The 21,157-nt window shown below is 54.7% G+C and carries 28 protein-coding genes and 3 tRNA genes; 15 read left to right on the top strand and 16 right to left on the bottom strand.

Annotation, left to right across the window (positions count from 1 at the left end; all coding sequences use genetic code 11):
- Positions 1-40: 40 nt before the first annotated feature.
- Genes HYT31_01975 through HYT31_01965 form a run of 3 tightly spaced genes read right to left on the bottom strand, consistent with a single transcriptional unit; the run spans position 41 to position 1,267 of the window.
- Complete coding sequence (locus HYT31_01975) at positions 41-322, bottom strand: hypothetical protein (GenBank protein ID MBI2050550.1); 282 nt, start codon at positions 320-322, stop codon at positions 41-43.
- Between the two features lie 10 nt (positions 323-332).
- Positions 333-641 carry a hypothetical protein gene (locus HYT31_01970; GenBank protein MBI2050549.1) on the bottom strand — a complete coding sequence of 103 codons (309 nt, stop codon included), beginning with the start codon at positions 639-641 and terminating at the stop codon, positions 333-335.
- A 20-nt stretch (positions 642-661) separates the two neighbouring features.
- On the bottom strand, positions 662-1,267 hold the full coding sequence (locus tag HYT31_01965; protein ID MBI2050548.1) for a nucleoside-diphosphate kinase: 606 nt from the start codon (positions 1,265-1,267) through the stop codon (positions 662-664).
- A 298-nt stretch (positions 1,268-1,565) separates the two neighbouring features.
- Between HYT31_01965 and HYT31_01960 the strand changes: the two genes are divergently transcribed.
- The 4 genes from HYT31_01960 to HYT31_01945 all read left to right on the top strand — a co-directional run bounded on the left by HYT31_01960 (position 1,566) and on the right by HYT31_01945 (position 2,753).
- Positions 1,566-1,820, top strand: a complete 255-nt coding sequence (locus HYT31_01960) for a DUF2283 domain-containing protein (GenBank protein MBI2050547.1) — start codon at positions 1,566-1,568, stop codon at positions 1,818-1,820.
- Between the two features lie 61 nt (positions 1,821-1,881).
- Positions 1,882-2,133 (top strand): hypothetical protein, encoded by a 252-nt coding sequence (locus tag HYT31_01955; GenBank protein ID MBI2050546.1) that lies wholly within the window; start codon positions 1,882-1,884, stop codon positions 2,131-2,133.
- Between the two features lie 178 nt (positions 2,134-2,311).
- The gene (locus HYT31_01950) at positions 2,312-2,536 is read left to right on the top strand and encodes a type II toxin-antitoxin system HicB family antitoxin (GenBank protein ID MBI2050545.1); all 225 of its coding nucleotides are present in this window, start codon (positions 2,312-2,314) and stop codon (positions 2,534-2,536) included.
- A complete protein-coding gene (locus HYT31_01945) occupies positions 2,529-2,753 on the top strand; it encodes a type II toxin-antitoxin system HicA family toxin (GenBank protein ID MBI2050544.1) in 225 nt (74 codons plus the stop codon). The genes HYT31_01950 and HYT31_01945 overlap by 8 nt, the downstream gene beginning before the upstream one ends.
- A 1,277-nt stretch (positions 2,754-4,030) precedes the next feature.
- Here the strand turns inward: HYT31_01945 and HYT31_01940 are convergent.
- Both HYT31_01940 and HYT31_01935 read right to left on the bottom strand, forming a co-directional pair.
- Positions 4,031-4,789, bottom strand: coding sequence for a hypothetical protein (locus HYT31_01940; GenBank protein ID MBI2050543.1), 759 nt, complete (start codon positions 4,787-4,789; stop codon positions 4,031-4,033).
- 79 nt (positions 4,790-4,868) lie between these two features.
- Positions 4,869-5,918: a radical SAM protein gene (locus HYT31_01935; GenBank protein ID MBI2050542.1), complete on the bottom strand. Its 1,050-nt coding sequence runs from the start codon at positions 5,916-5,918 to the stop codon at positions 4,869-4,871.
- Positions 5,919-6,367: 449 nt separating this feature from the next.
- On the opposite strand from HYT31_01935, the gene HYT31_01930 reads away from it, so the two are divergent.
- Positions 6,368-6,646 carry a UPF0175 family protein gene (locus HYT31_01930; protein MBI2050541.1) on the top strand — a complete coding sequence of 93 codons (279 nt, stop codon included), beginning with the start codon at positions 6,368-6,370 and terminating at the stop codon, positions 6,644-6,646.
- 3 nt (positions 6,647-6,649) lie between these two features.
- Complete coding sequence (locus HYT31_01925) at positions 6,650-7,153, top strand: hypothetical protein (protein MBI2050540.1); 504 nt, start codon at positions 6,650-6,652, stop codon at positions 7,151-7,153.
- Between the two features lie 77 nt (positions 7,154-7,230).
- Here the strand turns inward: HYT31_01925 and HYT31_01920 are convergent, their stop codons facing one another.
- From HYT31_01920 to HYT31_01900, 5 genes are all read right to left on the bottom strand, one after another.
- Positions 7,231-7,650 carry a DUF86 domain-containing protein gene (locus HYT31_01920; GenBank protein MBI2050539.1) on the bottom strand — a complete coding sequence of 140 codons (420 nt, stop codon included), beginning with the start codon at positions 7,648-7,650 and terminating at the stop codon, positions 7,231-7,233.
- Positions 7,651-7,656: 6 nt separating this feature from the next.
- A complete protein-coding gene (locus HYT31_01915) occupies positions 7,657-8,001 on the bottom strand; it encodes a nucleotidyltransferase domain-containing protein (protein MBI2050538.1) in 345 nt (114 codons plus the stop codon).
- Between the two features lie 90 nt (positions 8,002-8,091).
- Positions 8,092-8,544 (bottom strand): response regulator, encoded by a 453-nt coding sequence (locus HYT31_01910; protein MBI2050537.1) that lies wholly within the window; start codon positions 8,542-8,544, stop codon positions 8,092-8,094.
- A gap of 99 nt (positions 8,545-8,643) precedes the next feature.
- Positions 8,644-9,417, bottom strand: coding sequence for a nucleotidyl transferase AbiEii/AbiGii toxin family protein (locus HYT31_01905; GenBank protein ID MBI2050536.1), 774 nt, complete (start codon positions 9,415-9,417; stop codon positions 8,644-8,646).
- Positions 9,401-9,988 (bottom strand): hypothetical protein, encoded by a 588-nt coding sequence (locus HYT31_01900; protein ID MBI2050535.1) that lies wholly within the window; start codon positions 9,986-9,988, stop codon positions 9,401-9,403. Before HYT31_01900 ends, HYT31_01905 begins: the two co-directional genes overlap by 17 nt.
- Before the next feature lie 86 nt (positions 9,989-10,074).
- On the opposite strand from HYT31_01900, the gene efp reads away from it, so the two are divergent.
- From efp to HYT31_01880, 4 genes are read left to right on the top strand one after another with little or no spacing between them, the layout of a single operon-like run.
- Positions 10,075-10,632, top strand: a complete 558-nt coding sequence (efp, locus tag HYT31_01895; GenBank protein MBI2050534.1) for an elongation factor P — start codon at positions 10,075-10,077, stop codon at positions 10,630-10,632.
- 37 nt (positions 10,633-10,669) lie between these two features.
- Complete coding sequence (locus tag HYT31_01890) at positions 10,670-11,293, top strand: hypothetical protein (protein ID MBI2050533.1); 624 nt, start codon at positions 10,670-10,672, stop codon at positions 11,291-11,293.
- Positions 11,294-11,296: 3 nt separating this feature from the next.
- Positions 11,297-11,749, top strand: coding sequence for a hypothetical protein (locus HYT31_01885; protein MBI2050532.1), 453 nt, complete (start codon positions 11,297-11,299; stop codon positions 11,747-11,749).
- A 9-nt stretch (positions 11,750-11,758) separates the two neighbouring features.
- Positions 11,759-11,929, top strand: coding sequence for a hypothetical protein (locus HYT31_01880; protein MBI2050531.1), 171 nt, complete (start codon positions 11,759-11,761; stop codon positions 11,927-11,929).
- Here HYT31_01880 and HYT31_01875 read toward each other — a convergent pair.
- Both HYT31_01875 and guaA read right to left on the bottom strand, forming a co-directional pair.
- Positions 11,926-13,356: an amidohydrolase family protein gene (locus HYT31_01875; protein MBI2050530.1), complete on the bottom strand. Its 1,431-nt coding sequence runs from the start codon at positions 13,354-13,356 to the stop codon at positions 11,926-11,928. The genes HYT31_01880 and HYT31_01875 overlap by 4 nt on opposite strands.
- 41 nt (positions 13,357-13,397) lie before the next feature.
- Positions 13,398-15,212 carry a glutamine-hydrolyzing GMP synthase gene (gene guaA / locus HYT31_01870; protein MBI2050529.1) on the bottom strand — a complete coding sequence of 605 codons (1,815 nt, stop codon included), beginning with the start codon at positions 15,210-15,212 and terminating at the stop codon, positions 13,398-13,400.
- A gap of 21 nt (positions 15,213-15,233) precedes the next feature.
- Between guaA and HYT31_01865 the strand changes: the two genes are divergently transcribed.
- The gene (locus HYT31_01865; protein MBI2050528.1) at positions 15,234-16,328 is read left to right on the top strand and encodes an IMP dehydrogenase; all 1,095 of its coding nucleotides are present in this window, start codon (positions 15,234-15,236) and stop codon (positions 16,326-16,328) included.
- Here HYT31_01865 and HYT31_01860 read toward each other — a convergent pair.
- The gene (locus HYT31_01860; protein MBI2050527.1) at positions 16,325-16,789 is read right to left on the bottom strand and encodes a hypothetical protein; all 465 of its coding nucleotides are present in this window, start codon (positions 16,787-16,789) and stop codon (positions 16,325-16,327) included. The genes HYT31_01865 and HYT31_01860 overlap by 4 nt on opposite strands.
- A 70-nt stretch (positions 16,790-16,859) precedes the next feature.
- On the opposite strand from HYT31_01860, the gene HYT31_01855 reads away from it, so the two are divergent.
- Positions 16,860-16,936 (top strand) — tRNA-Met (locus HYT31_01855).
- A gap of 3 nt (positions 16,937-16,939) precedes the next feature.
- Positions 16,940-17,014 (top strand) — tRNA-Met (locus HYT31_01850).
- 64 nt (positions 17,015-17,078) lie between these two features.
- Here HYT31_01850 and HYT31_01845 read toward each other — a convergent pair.
- Both HYT31_01845 and HYT31_01840 read right to left on the bottom strand, forming a co-directional pair.
- Complete coding sequence (locus HYT31_01845) at positions 17,079-17,657, bottom strand: adenylyl cyclase (GenBank protein MBI2050526.1); 579 nt, start codon at positions 17,655-17,657, stop codon at positions 17,079-17,081.
- A gap of 15 nt (positions 17,658-17,672) precedes the next feature.
- Positions 17,673-17,759: transfer RNA gene (locus HYT31_01840), tRNA-Leu, on the bottom strand.
- Between the two features lie 121 nt (positions 17,760-17,880).
- On the opposite strand from HYT31_01840, the gene HYT31_01835 reads away from it, so the two are divergent.
- Together HYT31_01835 and HYT31_01830 are read left to right on the top strand one after the other, a co-directional pair.
- Positions 17,881-18,651 carry a ParA family protein gene (locus HYT31_01835; protein ID MBI2050525.1) on the top strand — a complete coding sequence of 257 codons (771 nt, stop codon included), beginning with the start codon at positions 17,881-17,883 and terminating at the stop codon, positions 18,649-18,651.
- A gap of 33 nt (positions 18,652-18,684) precedes the next feature.
- Positions 18,685-19,605 (top strand): ParB/RepB/Spo0J family partition protein, encoded by a 921-nt coding sequence (locus tag HYT31_01830; protein MBI2050524.1) that lies wholly within the window; start codon positions 18,685-18,687, stop codon positions 19,603-19,605.
- A 64-nt stretch (positions 19,606-19,669) separates the two neighbouring features.
- Here HYT31_01830 and HYT31_01825 read toward each other — a convergent pair whose 3' ends face one another.
- Positions 19,670-21,133, bottom strand: coding sequence for a bifunctional (p)ppGpp synthetase/guanosine-3',5'-bis(diphosphate) 3'-pyrophosphohydrolase (locus HYT31_01825; protein MBI2050523.1), 1,464 nt, complete (start codon positions 21,131-21,133; stop codon positions 19,670-19,672).
- Positions 21,134-21,157 lie beyond the last annotated feature (24 nt).

Here is a 21,157-nt window from a genome sequence, read left to right as displayed (position 1 = left end):
AATCAGTTGATTAGGCGGGGTTTTGACGTTCATGACCGACCTAGAGCGTGAGCGGCTGAAGCCGGTCCCGCACCACATCCTGGTGGATGAGATCCGGAAGCGCCACGCCCTCAATTACCGTGTTGCGCGCGGCGCAGTCCTCCATCGTCTCCATTCGGCATGCGCCGAAAAGTGCGATGGCATCCCGGCCGAATCGAACCGCCTGTTCGCTGTTGCCTGCCTGCTTGTGAAGCATGGCGAGCGCGTAGGCGTGCTCTGCCGCGTTCCTCGGGTCCGTAGCGCGGAGAGCGTTGAGCGCCTGTTCAAGAGATGTGCTCTGCATTGCGGGCCTCCTAGTTGTGCCGCATGAATATTGCCTGGACGAAAGGGAACTCCTGGCCGTCGCGTTTCCCAGTGAAAATGAGAACGCGATGATTCTCCAATCCATCGGGGTTGGCGCAGGCTTGGGTCTCGCCCGAACCCTCCCTCAACTCGCCGAGACTCTTGATCCTGAACGTGAGGACGGCGGAACACTGCTTGCCATGGTCTGCAGCCGGACAGCGGGTAGTTCCGGAGAAGTCTTCGGCGAGCGGCGCTGACCCGTAGCCGCGTTGAAACCCCTTTGGCGCGGTGGCGGCTGTGTCGGCAGTTTCGTGCTGCATGGCGCTTACTCCTTTCCTGTTCAGGGGTCTGTGAATTCTCCTTGGACGAAATGCACGAAGTTATCCGTCCGCTCGTACGCAATCAGTTCAGTCGGGCTGAACCAGTTGGCGATCTCTTGCTCGGCTTCCTCGATCGTACCCGAAGCATGTACGAGATTCTTGCAGGAACTTCCCGCGACATTTGCCAAGTCCGGCGCGTTGATGGAAAAGTCGCCGCGAATCGTGCCGGGCGCCGCCTTGAAAGGCAGTGTGTGCCCGATGAGCTTCCGAACCACATCTACGGCGTGGATTCCCTCAAGCGCCATCGCCATCACTGGACCCAGCATCAAGTAGCGATAGTTCCACTCCTTGATCTTATATCCAATGACGAGCGAATCGGCAGTGCCGAGAATCTCAACCGGGTCAATCGCATACTCACGGTATATCTCGAGGGTCTTTTCGCCCATTCCCCGAACCCATTCTTCGGATGTAGGGAAATGGCCATCCAACCGCTCACGGGTCGGAAGAACCATTTTGCATGCGACGATCTTGAGGCCAGCTTGCTCAAAGCGCTGGCAAATGACACCAATGAGGCCCCGTTTGACCGCGTCCGGTTTGATAAGCACGAGCGTGCGTTCGCCAAGCATCTTCTCCAGACGATTGTGCATCTACTATTACACCTCCTTTGTAAATGTGCGATTTTAGAAACTAACCCATAGATTTTTCTAGTGTGGACATTACCATAAATTTTGTTTTGACGCAAGTGTATGTCTTCAGGCTTCGGGGGCGAGTTCAACAAGTAAGCGCAACACCGTCTGTGGCAGAGCCGGTGGCGCGCATGTTGCGCAGAACTAAAGAATCGCGCTATACTTCTGCTATATGGAACAGTTTGCTTCTCCGTATCCTCACCGCGTACCTCACCGACAGAATACAACATCACGCGCTATGAACCACGCAAACGCACAATACTACTACGACGCAGAAGCGGACGTGCTCTACTTTTCAAAGGGAGCGCCGGATGCGGACGCAATAACGCAGGAAACCGGAGATGACATGGTGATGCGGATAGACCCCAAGAGTGGCAAGGCCGTGGGGTTTACCATACTCAACTTTATGAAGCGCGCAAAGGATCGCGCCGCGAGCGTCCCCCTGCCGTTTGAGATGGAGTTCACTCCGGTAGCGCAAACAATGGCGCGCTAATCAATATTCTCCCGCTGTGGCGCCTTGCATCATCCTCCAATCGTTTGCTTTGCCGGCGTATATGCCCACAATTGTAGCAACCAAAAACAAAGAATCAGTAACCCTGACCAAGCGGGAGTATGAGGATCTCTTGGACGCGAAGCTGCGCTTTGAGTTTCTGCGGCACACGCTTACTGATGATGTTTTTTCCCCGCCGCCCACGCGCGATGCGGGCGAGGTGGTTCGCGCGTTCAAAGAAACCAGCAAGTACAGCGAGCAATTTTTTGAGCGTTTGGAGTACTCACTTGCGCGGTCTTCGCATTTTGATGCATGAGCGCCTTATTTAGGTGAGTTGGAAAAAGATTATCTTGGCAGGACATTATCTTCGTCTGAGACAAGGCTGATTATCAACTCAAATTGACTATTAACTCGTCTTTTTAATTGGACACTACTGATATTGTTGCTTATATAAAATAGTTGTGTTATCATTGCCTTAGTTAATTTTTTAAATTATGAATTATAAATTTACGACAATTATTACACAAGAAGGTAAATGGTACGTTGCTCGGTGCGCGGAATTAGGGGTTGTGAGCCAAGGTAAAAACATTGAAGATGCCGAAAGGAACTTAAAAGAAGCGGCTGAGCTTTATTTAGAAGACCAGCCGAGATTACAGGTGCGCCATTATCTCTCGCAACGGGCGCCGCTTGTAACCACTCTTGAAGTTCGGCATGGCTAAGACTTTTTCAGGCCGCCAGATTATAAACATTCTCTGTCGGCATTTTGATTTTTACTTTGTTTCCCAAAAAGGCAGTCATGTTAAATTAAGGCGGTGCCTGGGCGACAAGATAATTACAACCGTCATCCCGTTGCATAAAGAATTGGCATTTGGTACCCTTAAGGGTATTCTTGAACTTGGCCAAGTGAATGAAAGAGACTTTTGGAATGCCGTGTGAACATATACATTTAGTATGCTTACCATCGCTCAACATTGCAATAAAAAAAAGAGCACGAGGATTGTGTTGCGGTGACCGAATGGGGATTCGGGGTTGAAAGCCTTGCAGGCTTTCCGGTCACAGCTCCTCATGCTATGCGCGTTGGCGCGGTTCCGAAGGAACGCGTATACCTATTCATCTAAAGTACGGGACAACACATGCTGACCAAGCATGGGACTCCATACTCGTGTAGGTATTGGTCAATTCAAGGTGCGGTTTCCACCTTACTTTCACTCTATACCGCAATGGTGTTTTTGTCAATGGTTTTATCCACAACCCATGCAAAGTAAAAAAAGAGAGGGATGAACGCTTGCGGCGGCCATCCCTCTAGGGATCAGAATCCTCGCGGATTCCTTGTCCAGGGCATTGCAGCCTTGGACTTATGGCGGAGATGTGCGTGGACCTCGGATTTGGTCTCTTACCAGCGTCTTAGGCGCGGGCGACCCTTGTGGGTCAAGCCTCATGCGCGGCGCGGCGCACCGTAGTGCCATCGTGCCAGCAAGTGGCGAATCCCTGCGGTAAAATGCCATCAAGGAGCGATGACAAGTTTGACGGGACAAGCCACAAGGGCGACAGCCATCGCTTCCTCGGTTATCCGACACCGCAGGCCGATGACACTACGCTCCGCAGTACAGCGGTTCGTTCCATCTTGCGTTACCTCCTTTCCGTTCATCTGGTGAAGAACCGGACTGCTTTACTTGCAGCCCAGCCCACGAATCCGCCAATAACAGAGGCGGCTGCATATTCGCTAAATGTCCGAGCGCCGTTTCGTGCGGCTAAATATGCGCCGACCGCGGCGCCGACGAGAAACGGATGGCGTTGAACCCACCCAATCACACGCTTGATTTTCCCATCAGGCGGTTGACCGCGGCGGGCGTTAGCGATAGCCTCACCTCTGGTGTTTCCATATCCCACTCCCCAGACTCTGGCGAGTTTTTTGTCGCGCATTTCGCACTTATACCTGCCAGTAGCCTCATCAAAGATGACGGCAGGGTATGTTGGATGCGCCATTGCGCCGTCTCCTTGATGTTGAAAGGTTCACGTTTGGTTTTCAAGTATCAGTGTAGATGCGAGGGAGCGCTTTGTCAATGCGGCATATCCACACCTAGGTTTTCGGCGCCCGCTTCACGACAGTTCCACCCGTAAAAATGGGCCATGTCCCCATTTTTACGGGTGGTTAAAACCGTTGCGGCGCTTTTGTCATCCCGATGTACTGGTAAATCAACTTCCCCTCCTCTTTAAACGTCCCTGACCGGCCGCGCCAGTTCCCACTCCCGCGGCAGCGGGCCGCCCATGGTTTTCAGGCAGTACCGCGCCAATGCGTTAATCCGCTTTGTTTTTTCTTTTGGAGAAGGCGCACCGGCAACCGATTCGTACAACCTTACAAATTTTTTATCCCGTTTGGCGATTTCCATCTTCTGGTATTTCGGCTTTACCAGGGGAATCTTATGGAATTGGCAAAAAATATCAATCAAATCTTTAAACAATAGATTGACATTATATTGCCAGGCAAACGCATCTCCGTCCCGCAGGCTGTCTTCTATGTCTTTGAGATAATCATTAACGAAGTATTTATTGATGACCAGCAGATTGGGCGGAATCGCACTGTTCTTTAATTCATGTTGCAAAAATTTCTTGGCTTCAATGCGCAACTTCCGCAAGGCGTGATTCTGATCTAATATAATATGGCCATCCCGCAGCATGTATGCGATGGTCAGCCGCGGGGCGGTTCTGTTTTTAACCTTTTTCCAATCGGCTTTCAGTTGTTTCAGCGGATAGGCAAAGTAATCCACCGCAATGCCGTTGATGCGCATCACTCCGCGAAATCGCTTGCCAATGTCTTTAATGACGATATACAAATCCAAATCCGAATTGGCCCGTATTTTTTTGTTGCTGAAACTTGAGCCAAAACCCAACATCGCAAGAACCCGGATGTTGTCTTTGGGGTGCTTGCGTTTGAATTGCCCGATAAACTCGTCTAGTATGGGTTTGAACATACGTACACTGTAACAGCAAAAATGAATACGGACAAGCTTTCGCGGCTTGCCCGTATCTTGCGTGAATACGGACACTTCATCACTGCAGCCAACAGTCCGGGTCTTCGGCCAAGTAATGGCCCATGACGCCTTCTGCCCGGGCGCGGCAGCCGCCGCAGGTAAAGCGCAGTTTACACCCGCCGCACTTGCCCGTAAGCCTCCTCTCCAACAGAGAATGAACGATAGGGCTTTGAGCGTAAGCCTCCAGTATTTGCTCCGGAGTCTTTCCGCCGATGTTCATAATCACCTGATTGGGTAGAACCGGGCAGGGAAACATCGTGCCGTCCGGCTCAACACTGAAAGTGCCAATGCCGGCAATACAACCGCCGAACATGCCACATTCCTCCTGGTCACCATCAATGATGTAAGCCAAAGGGTCATTTACATCAACCTTGGTTTTTCGACCGTGCTGATTGAGAGCCACGGCCAGTTCGACCAATTGTTGCTTCGCTTCCTTGCCAAAGTGCAATGCTGACTTACCCAGAGCCCGACCCACAGGAATGACGCTGGAAACAGACAGAACGTTTCCCCCTAATGAATCAACGAGCTCCAACATGGGCTCCACTTCCGGCAATTGGCCCTTTTGAATCGTGGCCCGGACAATGCACTGGATATCCGGCCGTTCCGCCACCAGCTTAATAGCCTTGACGGAGTTTTGGAAAGCCTGGCGAGAATGACGGAACGCGTTGTTTCTTTCCGGATCAACGCTGTCCAAACTGATGGCAATGCGGAGATCGGGAAAGGCCAGTGACTGCAGAAAATCCAGCCAACCAGAGGTGAGGAATGTGCCGTTGGTCGTGACGGATACAAACCCGTTTTTGCGGAAGTGATGCTTCAACAGAAGAAGAAGCTCTTTGAGATGCGGATGGAGCAAGGGCTCTCCCCCCGAGATCAAGTAACCGCCTCCTTCGCCGAGGTGCTGGTGGCTGAAGAGCAACAGTGTTTCAAAATCAGCCGCCGACAAATCAACAGTGCCGCCGTAAGACCCCCGACAGTGCTCACATCTCATATTACAGCGAGAGGTGATGTTGATTTGGGCATGGAGAAACTCAACTTCGTAAATCGCGTCTTGCGTTTCAATCTCAAACACGACGACCTCCTTTGGAGGTTGCGAGTATGTTGAGGTAAGAGTACGGCCGAAAGACAAACATGTCCCTCGGCCGTAACGGGCCTGTGCCGCCGCTAGTTGCTGTCGCAGGTAAAGCAACGGCACTTCAGGATTCTGACCCTGATGCGCGTCTTCACGCCTTGTCCCTCCTTTCTTGTTAGGGTGCGATTTTTTTGGTTCTCGCCATACTGACTCTGGGCAGTATGCAAACCTAACACTAGTTTAGTGGTTTCGGTCGGTTTTGTCAATTGAGTGTGCTGGATGACCACATCGTGTGCATTCCCATCTCCATGCGCTCGGTTTTCGGCTGTAGGTGGAGTGGCTCGTGAAACCTGATGCGGCTTCGGTCCGGCGATAAAAAAAATGGGTCATGTCCCCATTTTTCGTTGCGGCGCCTTGCATCGTCCCGCATTATTTGGTATGCTATCCGCATGCCTACGCAACAAGCGACAAAAACAGTATGCGTGCCCGAAGCGCTGTTTGATTACTGGAAGCCCGAAGACGAAGTGAGCAGGAAGCTGACCGAGCTTTCGGTTTTGGAATTGCTCCGGGAAAAGCGGATAACCTCATCCCGGGCCGCTGAGCTGCTCAACGTTCCGATACATGACGTTTTGGATTTGATGGGTTCGCACCAGGTTCCCTATCTTGATTATGCGCCAGGTGACGTGCGCGCCGAGTCAGCTTTGCTTGCCGGAGCGATCGGGCGGTAGCGTATGGTTGTTGTTGTCGCGGACAGCGGTCCGATTATTTCGTTGGCCCGGATCAATCAGCTTTCGCTCTTGCAAGACGTCTTTACACACATAACCGTTTCAGGTGGTGTTTTCAACGAACTTGTGGTGCGGGGAAAAGGCAAAACCGGCGCAACGGAAATCGCGCACGCGCATAAAACAGGATGGCTGGTGGTTGAGAGCATTCCAGACAGTGCCGCGATACCGGAACTTGCAACATTCGGCATCAGCAGGGCTGACGCCGAATCAATTATCCTCGCCGAGCGGAAAAAGGCTGATTTTTTGTTGCTGGACGAGAAGCTTGAAAGGGAAGCGGCACGCGCCGTACTCACCAAAACCCGCCTGCTGGGCCTCGGTGGTTTTTTGGTGTACGCCAAGACGGCCGGCCACATTCCCGAGGTAGCCAGCATGCTTGCCAGGCTTCGCGCGGAAAACGTCTGGATCGGCGAATCGGTGCGCCGGGAGATTCTTGAAGCGGCAGGCGAGTAGACTGGATGGCCGCATCGTGTGCATTCCCATGAAATCACGAGCGCACACGATGTATCTCATCTTGCGCAATGCAGTGTTTATCCGCGTATGTGTTTTTTTATGCTTTCAGCGTATCTGTGGTACGCGGGCAGCATTGATTTTGCGGAATCGTAAAATCTGCCGTAATCCTCTTCAAATTCATATTCATGAACCAAGATATTGCGCAATTTCGCGCTGGCCGCCAAATCAGAAATCACTTCAGAAGGCACTGCGCCGATTTTTTCAAGTTCAACGAACGACTGTTTGTACGTATCCGGTGTTTTTCCGGTTTCTTCTATCAAAATGGCGGTGTTTATGTCGCTGGCAATTTCAACGATAAGCTGGAAGTTCCGTTCCGCGGCCCGGATGACAACCGTATCGTTTTCAAATTCGTCTTTGGGCATGCGCAAAAGCGGCTCAAGGTCTTTGAGCAGGATGCCCAATTGTTCCAGCTTTTTGATGATGACTTCTTTTGACATGTGTTTCTATGCAACGCCCAATGCCCGCTCGCGCGCGCGGCGGAATTTTGCCGTGCCCTGGTACCGCTTCCACGCCAAAAGCCGGAACAGGTCAAAATCGTCTTTATCTCCGGACAGCAACTTTCCGTTCTCGGCGACTTCATGCTGGAGCAACGGGTCGGCGACCGAGAGATCTATGATGTCTATGCTGTCTTCTGAAACGCCGAGCTGTTTTGCTGACTCTTCTGAAACAAGCCCTTTTTCTTTTAAGCTCAATGGTTTTTTGGAAAGCACTGCAACGTCAACATCAGAGCCGGCGCGGGTTCTGCCTGTTGCGTGCGAGCCGAAGAGTATTATCAGATTCTGGCGCATAACTGAAATTACCATAGCACGTTCGGCCCATACCCGCAAGGAATGCGGGCGCCATGCCTGCCTGCCTTTTAGTCTCCGTGCCTGGGCCTGCTATGTTTTCGGCACCCGCTTCTCGGGCAGGGGAATGCCGCGCGCGTCAAAAATTTTCTTGATGGCCGCGAGCACCTCCCTGGGCACGACGTGCGCCTTGACCAGGAAGTCCTCGGCCCCGAGCGCCTTGGCTTTCGCAACCACGCCGGCTTCGTCAATATTGGAGAGGATGATGACCGGAATGCCGCGCGTTTTCGGGTCTGCTTTGATTCCTTCCAAGATCTCCAAGCCGAGCTCGTGGTTTACGTGGTGGGGGATTGCGCTCCACATGTCCGGCAGGAGCAGGTCAAGGAGCACCAGGTCCGGCATCTTTTCCGGAATGAGCTTTCTGCCGGTCTTGAAGTCCGCGGCTCCCTCAAAGGCGAAGCCGTAGATGGTAAAGAATTCTTGGTACATGGTAAGGAGCATGCCATCGTCTTCCACATACAGGATGAGGGGTGGGTTGTGGGGCATAGGTTCGTGCGCGTTATTTTTAATGATTGTCAGTATAGCACACCCCGCGCATCGCGTCATGAGCGGGCGTTATGCGTGTCAACGGGAAATAGAAATGTCCTACTTTGAAGCGCGCGCCCTGTTTGAATCCAAGATTTTGCCCGCTCTCTGCAGTTCGTCGCGCAAAAACATCAGCGTCTCCGGTTTCAGCACTTTGCGGATTTTCTGGAATTTGTCGCGCGCAAGCAATGCGCTCAAATCCTGGGTTATGATTGTTTCGGTAATGCGCTTTTCAACAAAATCAATCAGCCCTTTCAAAAACACCGGCACCGTTGTTTTTCTGCGCTCAACAATAACTTCCGTGGTGTACGAAAATCCTTTCATAAAGAAGTGATGGATGTCATACAGATCCCTTCCGGCGATTGACTCGTGCTTTTCAAACCGGTCAATCAACGCGACCAGTTTGTTGGCAAACATGGTTTCTTTCGTCTGGCACGGGACAATCCGGTCAATATCGCCCAGGAGGACCGTTTGGTAGATGTTTGCTTTCGGCGGGGGCATGGTTACGTCTATTTTGATGGTGTTCCGCGCATTCTCTTCGGCAGGATACCGCAAAAAATACTGGGGCGCGTTCTTGCTTTTGTCTTTTATCTCAAGCCCGAGATCGGCAAACACCGATTCCAGTTCTTTTTGCACGCGGCGCACCCCGCCGGCTTTGGCGTTGCAGTCAAAATCAAGGTCAATTGAAAACCGGTCAAGCCAGCCGAGCATGGCGGCGCAGGTTCCACCTTTGAAATACAGCCGCTCCGCGAGCGCAGGATTATCGTATATGGCAGAGAGCAAGCGGTACAGCCATGCTTTGTGCGCCGCGTCTTTTTTATTCGGAAGCATCATACACTTGTTTTAGGATTATTTTTACGCGCTCCCAATCAATTGAGCGGCGGGCGTCAAAGTGAGCCCGGCTATTGAAGTGCAGCAAATCAGCCGCGGCCCTCGGCGCGGTTGCGGTTTTATACCCGCCGTTTGCCGCAATGCCGAGCGGGTTGTACAGATACCGGTCATGCAGTTTTCGGCAGCGATACTGGTGCGGGCCGATCGCAAACCGTTTTGACACGTCGCTGACCAGCGTGATCTCGCGCGTATCTTGCTGTATCATGCCTGAAGCGGCGAGCGCGGTCTCGGTGCTTACATACGCGAACCGGTGCAAGGCTTTTATGCCTAGCAATACCGGATCGAGCTGGTCTATGGGTTTGAGCGAATACAGTCCTTTGTATATGCGGAAGAGAAGCCCTTTTTTGACGTAGCGCGAGAGCGTGGCATGGAGCGTGTTTTCGTTCGCAATGCTCCATAAATTAGCCAGGTCTTTTGCATGGAAGATGATGTGGCCCAAGGCCGCTATTTTAGCGAATCTATCGTCAAATCTGCTTTTTGGCTTGAATTGTACGTTCGTTTTTCCTGTACTCATATGTACAGGATAACATAACGGTTAAACAAAGTCAAATACGCTTCTTCGGTTTGACGCGCGCAACGTGCATCTGGTATCATCACCCCATGATTTCACTCGGTTCAATCAAGCGCGGCATGGCCATTGTGCACAATGGCGAGCCGTACGTGGTTACGGACGCTGCCCATTCAAAACAGGGCCGGGCGGGCGCGGTGCTGCGCGCAAAACTCAAAAACCTCAAAACCGGGAGCGTGGTGGAAACCACATTCCAGGGCAACGAGAAGATTGAGCCCGCGGATCTCGCGAACAAGCGCGTGCAGTTTTTGTATGCTGATGATTTGGGAGCGCACTTCATGGACCAGTCCTACGAGCAATTCAGCCTGCCCCGGGACGTGGTGGAGGACAGCCTCGGGTACCTCAAAGAGGGGCAGGAGATTGACATTATGGTGTGGGAGCACAACCCCGTAAACTTAAAGCTCCCTCCCAAGGTGGATCTCAAGGTTACGGAAGCGCCGCCCGCGGTAAAAGGGGACACTGCCAACAATCCGGCCAAAACGGTTATGTTGGAAACCGGCATCACGGTGCAGGCTCCCATGTTCGTGAAGGCTGGGGACGTGGTGCGGGTGAATACCGAGACCGGAGGGTATGTGGAGCGCGTCACTTGAGGCAGGGAGCGGCTTTGTGGTACACTGACATCAGTATATGTACTATACGACCAGACGAGGATACCTTAACATCATTCTGCTTGGCATCATCCTGGCTGCGCTTTTGGCGCTCGTTGGCTGGCTTGCGTACCAGGCCGGCGGCAATGCCGCGGAGGGCCGCTTTGGAGAGAGCGGGCTGCCTGCGGTGATTCTCAACAAGACTGACGTTCCGCTCACCACCATTTCGCTCGCGCAGAACGCGGATCTTGAGCGCACCACCGGAGCCGCGCGCATCGGCAGCGAAGAGGGGAAGGCGGAGGTGGATGTGGTGCTCGCTCCCGGGGCGAGCCTGCCGGAGCGGAGCATCCTCCAAGCGTGGCTCGTTGACGCCGGAAACCTCGGAGGCCTGGGAGAGGCGAGCGTCTCCGAAGCGGACCAACAGTACGGCACGCCCTACGCGAACATTGATTTCAGTTCGCGCGTCTCCGACGCGCCGTACGCGCTCGCGCTCGGAGAACTTGAGTGGAACCCGAGCCGCGAAAGTTTCTACCTCTTTTACGAATCCAATTTCTCGCTTGCGCCGTACGACGCGGTGATGGTGACCCTGGAGTCGGACGGCAATGCCGCTGACTATGACCCGCGCCCCGGCACTCCCATACTCATCGGCGCACTGCCCAAATAACATATGCAAAAACGATCTATAGCACTCGCGCTTGCGGCGCTCGCCTTTACCGGAGCCGGATGCACGGGCGCTTCCCAAACCAATACCACAGGAACAAAGCCCGGAAGCGATCGGATTCCGATTTCCGATACTGTCCAAGGCCCGGGCGCAATCCGGCTCACCAGCCCCCAGGAGGGCCAGGTGCTCAAATCACCATTTTTGGTCGGAGGCGAGGCAGATGCGCTCGCCGGGGGTGTTGTGTACGTCCGCGTCAAAAACCCGGCCGGAGACGTGGTGATCAGCGAAGAGACTCGCGTGCCGGAGGGCGGCGGCCCGTTCGGGGTGCTGATTTCGTTCGTGTTCCAGGCAACGGACCGGGGAACCGTTGAGGTGTACGGCATTGATCCGGGCACGGGCGCAGAAGTCGCGCTTGAATCAGTGGGCGTGAACTTTGACACGTCAGCAATTTACCAGTAAGCCAATACTATGGACGCTTCAAACCAGGAGATGCCGCAGGACCAGGGCATGCGCGAGCAGGCTCAACCAAATCCCGCAGCATCCATGGGAGGGGAAGAAAAAAAATCATCACTCAAGATGATTTTGCCGATTGTCGCGGTGGTGATTGTGATTGCCGTCATTATCCTTCTCGCCGCCTAAGCGTTTTGGGCGCGCACCCGCTTGCGCATGGCCATGTGCGCCGCTTGCGTTTCCGAGAGCAGTTTGCTTTCGTCAATGAGCTGGTGCCTGCGGTCTTTGATGACAAAGCGGCCGCCTATCATGAGGTCCCGGACGTAGCGGCCGCCGTGCGTGATAATGTTGCCAAGAAGGGTGACGGGATTCTCTTCGTCGTACGGGATGGCCCCGCGGTCTTTGAGTTTCCAGAACGCGATGTCCGCTTTCGCTCCCTTTATAATCCTGCCCCGATCGGGCATGTGCAGGACGCGGCCGCCGTTTACGGTCATCATTTTAAAGAGGGAGCTGAACTTGACGGTGCGCTCATAGAGGTGCGTGATGCGGGTCTGGTACGCCTCGGTGAGGATGTCCAGCCTGTTTTTTGATACCACGGAGTCCGTGCCGAGCGAAACGTACGGCGCCCCGCCCCTTTCGTCAAACGCCCAGAATTTGAAGGTGCCGCTCTTATGGATCACGTTTGAGGTGGGCAAATGCGCGATGCCGACCCGGTGCTCCACGAGCCGGCTGATCTCCTCGTCATGCACGTGGAGCACGTGCGAGGCGAGCGAATGGCTGTTGAGGAGCCCGTATTTTTTTAGCAGTTCGGTTTCGCGCACCCCGTGCGCGCGCACCGTTTCGGCCGTTACGCGCTCTGACTCGGACATATGGAACGTCAGCAACGCCGCATGATCGTCCATGACGGCGCGCACTTTTCGCAGCGTTTCTTCGGGTGTTTTGTAGAGGTAGTGGAGGGCTATGGCCGGAGTTGAGTGGTGCGCCCGTTTTTCTTGGAACAGCTGCGCGACCATTTCTGGCGTGTTTTCAGGCCTTGAGTTTGACACCGCGGACACCGCATTAACGAGGTTGTGGCCGCACGCCTCGGCCGCGATTTCCGCGGCCGAAAAACTCGGGCCGTGCGTGAGCGTGGCGGTGATGCCGTGCTTTTGCTGTTCTGTGAGGTCGCCGATTCCGGCAATGGTGTAGGATTCGTCGGTTTCGTGCCGCTGCCAGCGCGCCATTGCGTCAATAGTTTCATCAATGCTCTCGCCCTCATCAAGCATCATGGCTGACCGCATAAGGTACATGTGGATGTGGCTGTGCGTGTTGATGAGTCCCGGAGTGAGCACGATGCCGCCGCGCTTGCCCGCGTCGTACACCGCGTCAAAGTTGTTCGGGTTCACGCGGTCCGCGGGGAGCACGTCAACAATGGTATCGCCCTCTATCACCACGGAGTGGCGTATCTTGATGCTGATCTTTTCAAACTCATCGCAGGTAAACAAAAAAGGCGCATTGTGGACCAATACGCGCTTTCCGGCTGGATTGCTCACGGCGTGCCGCGAGTGCCCGCTCGCATCCGTCCCGAGGTTTGCCTGGGTTTTGAGGGATGCTATGATGTGGTCCGGAGATTCCATGGTTTCTTAGATGATACAGGGCAGTGGGATAAATGTCAAAATCACTCCCACTCAATGGTTCCGGGGGGCTTGTTGGTGATGTCGTAGAAGATGTAATCAACTGTTCCAGTTGCGAGGATTTTTTCGGTGATGCGGGCGAGCACCGCTTGGGGCATGCGGTAAAAACGCGCGGTCATGGCCTCCTGGCTTTCCACGGGCCGCAGGATGATTGATTCAAAGTGTTTGTGTCCCACAGGGATAAGCGCTACCGGAAACTGCCAGATGTCATCATACAGCCCGGCATCTGTTATTTCCTGGTGCACGATTGCGTCAATTTTTTGCAGCAGCTTAGTGCGGTTCGGAGTCAGGGTGCGCGCTTCGTTCGGAAGCCGGAACACGGATTCGCCGGCCGGGTTCAGAAGTAGGAGCACGCGGTTGATTGTTTTTTCTTTGTTGGTGATTGCGCTTGCGATTGCGTCAAGCTCTTCCCACTCCCACCCCCCCTTTGTCCCCCCCTCGGGCAGGGGGGGATTTGATGCGGTCAAAACAGCGGGGTGCGCATAGGTCCGGTTGTCGCCCTGCACGCCAACGGACTGGATGGGCAGGACGTCATACGTGTCATTGCGAGCCGCAGGCGAAGCAATCTTATCATCGCGTGGGAGCGCATTATGGCATAAGATGCGGATGGCGAGTCCGGGCCCGGGAAAGGGGTGCCGGTTAATCATGCCATGCGGAAGCCCGAGGAGCGCGCCAATGGCGCGCACCTCATCTTTGTAAAAGTCCGCAATGGGTTCAATCACTTTCCCCTCGGAAAGGAGCTTCTGGACCGCGTCCACGCGGTTGTGGTGCGTCTTGATGGTGTCTGCGTGCTTTGTGCCGCCCGTCTCAATGGTATCAGGGTAGATCGTTCCCTGGCCCAGCATCCATTCATCCGGATTCAAGTTCAGTTTTTCCGCAGCCCGGTCTTTTACGTCAAGAAACGTTTGCCCTATGATTTTTCGTTTTTCTTCCGGGCCGCAGACGCCTTTCAGCCGTTCATAGAACGTTTCGCGCGCATCAAGCACATGCAGATTCTCAAATCCCGCTTTTTTGAGGCTTGCTTGGATTTCTTCTGATTCGTTTAAGCGCATGAAGCCCGTATCAATGTACAAGCCATACACGCGCTCCTTGCCCAATGCTCTGGTGAGCAACGCGAACGCAACGCTTGAGTCAACGCCCCCCGAAACCAGGAGAAACACGTTCCTTGATCCAACCGTTTTTTTGATGGCTGCGATGATGCCGTCTATCATGTTTTCCACGTTCCAGTTTTTTTCGGCGCGGCAGATTGCGTACACGAAATTTTTCAGTATCGCGACGCCGTGCTCCGTGTGGCGCACTTCCGGGTGGAACTGCAGGCCGTAAAAATTTTTTTCAGGGTTCGCCATGGCGGCAATGGGGCAGTCGGATGTTTCGCCGATTGCGGCAAATCCTTCCGGAAGTTTTGTCACTGAGTCCCCGTGGCTCATCCACACCGTTGACGAAGGCACGCCGGAAAGAAGGGTCTGCGCATCATGCACAGCAACATGCGCCCTGCCGTACTCGCGCACCGCTCCCGGCGCAACCGCGCCGCCAAGTATGTGCGCCATGAGCTGGTGGCCGTAGCACAGGCCCAGGACCGGAACTCCCAAATCAAAAATCGCGGCATCAACTTTTGGGGACGCAGAGCCATACACGGACTGCGGCCCTCCGGAAAGAATGATCCCGATCACATCGTCCTTGAGTTCTTGGGCGGAAATGTCGGACGGGTATATCTTGGAGAGTACCCCCAGTTCACGGATTCTGCGGGCAATCAGGTGCGCGTACTGGGACCCGAAATCAATAATTGCAATGTGCTTCATAGGATGCTAGTATAGCACCATATGAAAGAGGCGTTAACCTTTGATGACGTGCTCCTCCTGCCCCGGTATTCGGAGATTTTGCCCGCGTCTGCGAGCCTTTCCGCGCGGATTTCCAGAAATATAGGGGCAGCCATTCCGCTCTTGAGCGCGCCCATGGACACGGTGACCGAATCCAGGCTCGCCATTGAGCTTGCGCGGCTCGGGGGCATGGGCATCATCCACCGCAACCTCTCCATTCACGACCAGGCGCTTGAGGTGAAGCGCGCCAAACGGGCCGGAACAAAATCACGCCCTTATTTGGTTGGGGCCGCGATCGGTGCCGGAGAGAATGCGCTCTCCCGCGCGCGGGAGCTGGCAAAAGCTAAAGTTGATGTGATTGTGGTTGATACGGCACACGGGCACTCCTTGGGCGTGATTGAGATGGTTCGCGCCCTCAAAGCGGACAAAGCGTTTAGAGGGATTGATGTCATTGCCGGCAACATCGCAACCGCAGAAGCAGCCCGAGCTCTCATCAAAGCAGGGGCTGACGCCATCAAGGTGGGCATGGGACCGGGGTCTATTTGCACCACGCGCATTGTGGCGGGAATCGGGGTGCCGCAGATCACCGCAATCATTGAAGTAGCGCGCGGCCGCGGCAAAAACAAGGACGTGCCCGTGATTGCGGATGGCGGCATCAAGTATTCGGGAGATATTATCAAAGCGCTCGGCGCCGGGGCTGACTGCGTAATGCTCGGCAGCTTGTTCGCGGGCACGGCCGAAGCCCCCGGGGAAATTATTGAAGTGGACGGGAAGCAGTACAAATCCTACCGCGGCATGGGTTCCATGGGCGCCATGGGAGGGGGGTCGGCGGATCGGTACGGCCAGGGCAAGGTGCGCGAGAAGTCAAAATTGGTTCCCGAAGGCATTGAGGGCGTGATTCCGTACCGCGGGCGCTTAAAAGACGTGGTGCACCAGCTCGCGGGCGGCATCCGGAGCGGCATGGGGTACCTGGGCGCGGCCAACATCAATGAACTCCACCAAAAAGCGGAGTTCATCAAAGTTACGTCTGCGGGAACGCGCGAATCGCACCCGCACAATATCCAGATCACCAAAGAGGCGCCCAACTACCGCTCCTAGCGGGAAACAGCAAACCAGAGGAACACTGCGAGGAGCGGAAGCTGCACCAGGAATCCCTGGAACAGAGTGATTTTTTTTGTGGTGATGAAATCGTGCCCCTTGCTGTGCCATGCGCGGTACGCATTGAGGAGGGGCGTGCCCGTAAGCTCGTGGAATCCCCACAGGGCGTCCGGCGCAATTCCGCCTGCCATGCCGGCGAGCATGCCGGGCAGGAATCGCAAATCCGCGTTGTTTACTAAAAACAGGAGTGAGAGCACCACGCCGATAAGGTCAAGCAAGGCGGCCGCGGCAATGCGCAGCCGCACGGTCCTGAAGAGTTTCCATTTTTTGATGGTCTCGTCTCCGTGCGGAATCATGTCCAGCACGAGGTGGGAAATGAATCCCGCGATGAACGCGAAGAGCGGATGTGCCGTGAATGTGCCGAGTGCGGCTCCGGCTGCCGCGTGGACCGTGATGTACATATGTGCCTAGTATACCAGGAATGCTTGATTTTTTAAATAGGCTGTGGTATATGTATAGAGGTACATTTACGGCGGGGTAGCTCAGTTGGTTAGAGCGGAGGACTCATAAGCCTCAGGTCGTCGGTTCGATCCCGACCCCCGCTACCACGACGCGGGGTAGAGCAATGGCAGCTCGCCAGGCCCATAACCTGGAGGTTGAGGGTTCGAATCCCTCCCCCGCTACCAAAAAACACCTGGCCGAATCGGCCAGGTGTTTTTTGTACAGGTACGCGGCGCTGTTATTGTTGCCTCATGCGGCGTTTTTTTTTGGCGGATGCGCAAAGGTGATTTCCGGCATGCGGTCAATGGCCTTGGTCGGTATGCCAAGCTCTTTTTCGTATATCAGATCAACACTGCCAAAAACCCCTTGCTCAAAATCAAATCCTAGTTCCTTGGATGTTTCTCGCACGACTGTTTCATCTGCCCCTTCAATTTCCACAAATGGATTCAGCCCGGGCCACGTGTCAATCATGACCTCCACCCCATTGCGCTTCCACACTTCGCGCATATTTTCCTGGAATGATTTTACAGGAACGCCACATGCTTCAAAAAAGGATACCGCAGTATCAAAGTCATTGACCACAAGCTCAACTTCATACACATCGTTGATGCCCGAGCCGCGGATTTCTTTAATCGTCACGGTAACTTTGTCGGATTCCTGGCGGACGCGCCCCCACTTGTTCTTTCCCGGCGCAACGCGGGAAAAATCAAAGGTTTTTCTGCGCATCACATACTCCGGAGTTTTTAACTCAAACCCGGCTGCCTTAAGTTTATTCCGCACCGCATCTCTATTGACCGAGAGAAACGTTGCCTCAACTTCGTTTTTCATGGGTACCGTCAAATATGGTGCCGGAGGAGGGAGTCGAACCCTCACGACCTTGCGGTCACACGATTTTGAGTCGTGCATGTTTACCAGTTACATCACTCCGGCTTGTTTTAACCACCCCCTTGCCCCCTCCTCAATACGAGGAGGGGGAATACAGGGGACGTTTAGATTTTAAACCAATCACCCCGCATTGTCAAAGCATCTCGTTCATTGTATAATATCCGATATGGCACGTGTCATTTCGGTCATTAACCAGAAAGGCGGGGTCGGCAAGACAACCACGTCCATTAACTTGGCGGTGTACCTTGCGGCTTTAGGGAAATACGTGCTGCTTGTTGACCTTGATCCCCAGGCAAACGCCACGAGCGGCATTGGCATTGAGCACAAAGAGCTGGAACGGGGATTGTACGAGGTGTTGAGCGGGGAAACGGATCTGCGCTCCATCATCCAGGCCCATGATCTGGACGGCCTCAAGGTGGCCCCGGCCACGAACGCGCTCGCCGGAGCCTCGGTTGAACTCGTGAACGTGGACCGCAGGGAATTCAGATTATTGGACGTGATAGACCAGGTGCGCCACGAGTTTGACTACATCATCATTGATTCTCCGCCCAGCCTGGGGCTTCTCACCATCAACGGCCTGGTTGCGGCAGACGAAATTCTCATACCCGTGCAGGCAGAGTACTTTGCCTTGGAGGGCCTGGGGCAGCTCATGAACACCATCAGCCTGATCCAGGAGAACATCAAGCCCGAAGTCAAAGTGCTGGGAGCGGTGCTCACCATGTACGACTCGCGCCAGAAGCTCTCGGAGCAGGTGATGCATGAGTTGTACCAGTACTTTCCGGACAAGATTTTCCGCAGCGTGATTCCGCGCAACGTGCGGCTCACGGAAGCGCCCTCATTCGGCAAATCAATTCTGCACTATGACCCCGGCTCAAAGGGCGCTAAGGCGTACGAGCGCCTGGCCCGGGAGATTCTGGAACTGCATGCGCACTTTTAAGTGTCGGGGTCATATGGCCCCTCCCTATCATCTATGAAAAAACAAAACCACGGGCTCGGGCGGGGCTTGGGCTCGCTCATTCCGAGCAAATCAAAGGCTGCTCTCCAGACGCTTGCGAACCAGCACGTCGTCGGCGACGCTTCAGTTGAAGCGGGAGCCGCGCAATCAGCTGTTGTTGAAATTCCGGTTGGAGCAATCGTTTCCAACCGGCACCAGCCGCGCAAGCATTTTAACCAGGAAGAATTGGAACGCCTGGCCCAGTCCATTCGTGAGCACGGCATCATCCAGCCGCTCGTTGTGGTGCGGGATGCGAGCGGCCAGTATGAGCTGATTGCCGGGGAACGGCGCTTGCGCGCCTCAAAGCTTGGGGGCTTGAAAACCGTGCCCGCCATCATCCGCAAGTCAGGCGAGCTTGAGCGCTTGGAGATTGCGCTTATTGAGAATATCCAGCGCTCGGACCTAAACCCCATTGAGGAGGCGGAATCTTACCAGAAGCTCAACGACGAGTTCGGGTTAACGCACCAGCAGATTGCGGACCGCATGGGCAAGACCCGGCCGCTCATTTCCAACGCCCTCCGGCTTCTGGGCCTGCCCTCGGAAATCCAGCTCGCGCTTTCCGAGCGCAAAATCAACGCGGGGCACGGCCGCGCCATTTTGGAGGTGCATGACGATGCAAAGCGCATGGCGCTCTTCAGAAAGATTCTCGCGGAACGGCTCTCCATCATAGACGCCACCCAGGAGGCGCGCAAGGTTGAGGTGAACCGGCACACGCGCACCGTGTCCAAGGACCCGAACATAGAGGCCTATGAGCGCGCGCTCACCGAGCTTTTGGGCACGCGCGTTTCCATCGGCAGAAAAGGGAAAAACACGGGGGTCATTGCCATTGAGTTCTACGATCCCAAGGAGCTCCCCGGCCTGGTCGCGAAATTGATGGGGGATGAATCCGCGGAGTAGCGCGTAAAGCGCCGCGGCCGCTTGAGCCTATCCCGAGTATTCCCGAGGGATCCACGCCGCGGCATTACCGCTTCTCCCGCAGGCTTGCGATGGTTCCCCAGAGCCCCCGGGGCGCTTTTGCTTTGATCTTGTCGCGCGCTGCCCGTGTTTTTACGAACTTGAGCCAGTCGCGGTTCGGGCCTTTTCGGGAGCGCTCCACGATGATTTCAACCATGTCCCCGCTCTTTAAGGGCGTATCAAGCGATGCCATCTGGTTATTGACGCGCGCCGCTCCGGCCTTGTCGCCGATCTGGGTGTGGATGTGGTACGCGAAATCAACGGGCGTTGAGTTTTCGGGCAAATCAATCACGTCCCCCTTTGGGGTGAACACGAAAATCCGGTCCCCGAACACGTCAAGTTTGAGCGAATCCAGGTACTCGCCGCTGTCTTTTATTTCCTGCTGCCACTTGGAAAGCTCCTGCACCCAGTCTAATGTCTTATCCAGCTTGATGGAGCCGCGCTCGTCGTAGTGCCAGTGCGCGGCAATGCCGTACTCCGCGGCGTGGTGCATGGCAGGGGTTTTGATCTGCACCTCAATGGTTTTGCCGCGGTCGCAGAAAATGGTGGTGTGCACGGACTGGTAGCCGTTGGGCTTGGGCTGGGCAATGAAGTCCTTGAACCGGTTCGGCAGGGGCTTCCACTGGTTATGGATGATCCCCAGGGTCCGGTAGCAGTCCGCAATGGTGGGCACCACCACGCGGAGCGCTATGATATCATGGACGCGGTGCATTTCGTTGTTGTGGGTCTGCAGCTTGTTGTACAGGCTCCACATGTCCTTGGTGCGGCCGGAAATTTCCACGACTTTCATGCGTTCTTTTTTGAGTTCAGCTCCGATTCTCGCGCACATGGCGTTGAGCACCTCGTCGCGCTCTTTGAAATTTTTATCAAGCGCTTGCTTGAGGCTTTCGTACTCCGCGGGGTAGAGGTGCTTGAACGAGAGGTCCTCAAGCTTGCCCTTGAGCTGCCAGATACCGAGCCGGTTTGCGATAGGGGCGTAGATTTCCAGGGTTTCGCGCGCAATGCGCTCACGCTTTTCGGGCTCCAGCGCGTCCAAGGTTTTTAGGTTGTGCAGGCGGTCCGCGAATTTGATGAAGATGACGCGGATGTCCGAGGCCATGGCAACGAACATTTTCCGCAGATTTTCTATGTACCGCTCAATGCCGCGGTATTTCAATTTGCCGAGCTTGGTGATGCCCTCCACCAGGCCTGCCACGTCTTTGCCGAATTCTTTGCGCACCTCCGCGAGTGTTTTGTCCGTGTCTTCGGGCACGTCGTGCAAGAGTCCCGCGATGATGGTGTCCTGGTCCAAATGATACCGCGCCAGGGTCTTTGCCGTTTCAAAGGGGTGGTTGATGTAGGGCTCCCCGTTCTTGCGCGCTCTGCCTTGGTGCGCTTCTTGCGCGAATTCAAACGCCAGGCGAAGGAGGTCGCGGTCCACTTTCAGTTTTTCCTCGTCAATGATTTTTAGAAGTTCTTTGACATCGGCCATAGTACTCCTAGCGTAGCCTTGTTT

The organism is Parcubacteria group bacterium (assembly GCA_016181765.1).
GTDB lineage: Bacteria > Patescibacteriota > Patescibacteriia > UBA2169 > UBA2169 > CG10-46-32.
The sequence above is the reverse complement of the archived record's forward strand: the minus strand, read 5'-3'. Positions and strand labels throughout refer to the sequence as shown.

Coding starts and splice junctions, on each gene's coding strand:
- HYT31_01835 (MBI2050525.1), top strand. CDS start 17,881: ATGGCACGTGTCATTTCGGTCATTAACCAGAAAGGCGGGGTCGGCAAG.
- HYT31_01900 (MBI2050535.1), bottom strand. CDS start 9,988: ATGAGTACAGGAAAAACGAACGTACAATTCAAGCCAAAAAGCAGATTT.
- guaA (MBI2050529.1), bottom strand. CDS start 15,212: ATGAAGCACATTGCAATTATTGATTTCGGGTCCCAGTACGCGCACCTG.
- HYT31_01965 (MBI2050548.1), bottom strand. CDS start 1,267: ATGCTTGGCGAACGCACGCTCGTGCTTATCAAACCGGACGCGGTCAAA.
- HYT31_01890 (MBI2050533.1), top strand. CDS start 10,670: ATGTACTATACGACCAGACGAGGATACCTTAACATCATTCTGCTTGGC.
- HYT31_01880 (MBI2050531.1), top strand. CDS start 11,759: ATGGACGCTTCAAACCAGGAGATGCCGCAGGACCAGGGCATGCGCGAG.
- HYT31_01950 (MBI2050545.1), top strand. CDS start 2,312: ATGAATTATAAATTTACGACAATTATTACACAAGAAGGTAAATGGTAC.
- HYT31_01930 (MBI2050541.1), top strand. CDS start 6,368: ATGCCTACGCAACAAGCGACAAAAACAGTATGCGTGCCCGAAGCGCTG.
- HYT31_01865 (MBI2050528.1), top strand. CDS start 15,234: ATGAAAGAGGCGTTAACCTTTGATGACGTGCTCCTCCTGCCCCGGTAT.
- HYT31_01830 (MBI2050524.1), top strand. CDS start 18,685: ATGAAAAAACAAAACCACGGGCTCGGGCGGGGCTTGGGCTCGCTCATT.
- HYT31_01975 (MBI2050550.1), bottom strand. CDS start 322: ATGCAGAGCACATCTCTTGAACAGGCGCTCAACGCTCTCCGCGCTACG.
- HYT31_01885 (MBI2050532.1), top strand. CDS start 11,297: ATGCAAAAACGATCTATAGCACTCGCGCTTGCGGCGCTCGCCTTTACC.
- HYT31_01910 (MBI2050537.1), bottom strand. CDS start 8,544: ATGCCCCACAACCCACCCCTCATCCTGTATGTGGAAGACGATGGCATG.
- HYT31_01875 (MBI2050530.1), bottom strand. CDS start 13,356: ATGGAATCTCCGGACCACATCATAGCATCCCTCAAAACCCAGGCAAAC.
- HYT31_01970 (MBI2050549.1), bottom strand. CDS start 641: ATGCAGCACGAAACTGCCGACACAGCCGCCACCGCGCCAAAGGGGTTT.
- efp (MBI2050534.1), top strand. CDS start 10,075: ATGATTTCACTCGGTTCAATCAAGCGCGGCATGGCCATTGTGCACAAT.
- HYT31_01955 (MBI2050546.1), top strand. CDS start 1,882: ATGCCCACAATTGTAGCAACCAAAAACAAAGAATCAGTAACCCTGACC.
- HYT31_01915 (MBI2050538.1), bottom strand. CDS start 8,001: ATGCGCCAGAATCTGATAATACTCTTCGGCTCGCACGCAACAGGCAGA.
- HYT31_01845 (MBI2050526.1), bottom strand. CDS start 17,657: ATGAAAAACGAAGTTGAGGCAACGTTTCTCTCGGTCAATAGAGATGCG.
- HYT31_01825 (MBI2050523.1), bottom strand. CDS start 21,133: ATGGCCGATGTCAAAGAACTTCTAAAAATCATTGACGAGGAAAAACTG.
- HYT31_01945 (MBI2050544.1), top strand. CDS start 2,529: ATGGCTAAGACTTTTTCAGGCCGCCAGATTATAAACATTCTCTGTCGG.
- HYT31_01905 (MBI2050536.1), bottom strand. CDS start 9,417: ATGATGCTTCCGAATAAAAAAGACGCGGCGCACAAAGCATGGCTGTAC.
- HYT31_01940 (MBI2050543.1), bottom strand. CDS start 4,789: ATGTTCAAACCCATACTAGACGAGTTTATCGGGCAATTCAAACGCAAG.
- HYT31_01920 (MBI2050539.1), bottom strand. CDS start 7,650: ATGTCAAAAGAAGTCATCATCAAAAAGCTGGAACAATTGGGCATCCTG.
- HYT31_01960 (MBI2050547.1), top strand. CDS start 1,566: ATGAACCACGCAAACGCACAATACTACTACGACGCAGAAGCGGACGTG.
- HYT31_01860 (MBI2050527.1), bottom strand. CDS start 16,789: ATGTACATCACGGTCCACGCGGCAGCCGGAGCCGCACTCGGCACATTC.
- HYT31_01925 (MBI2050540.1), top strand. CDS start 6,650: ATGGTTGTTGTTGTCGCGGACAGCGGTCCGATTATTTCGTTGGCCCGG.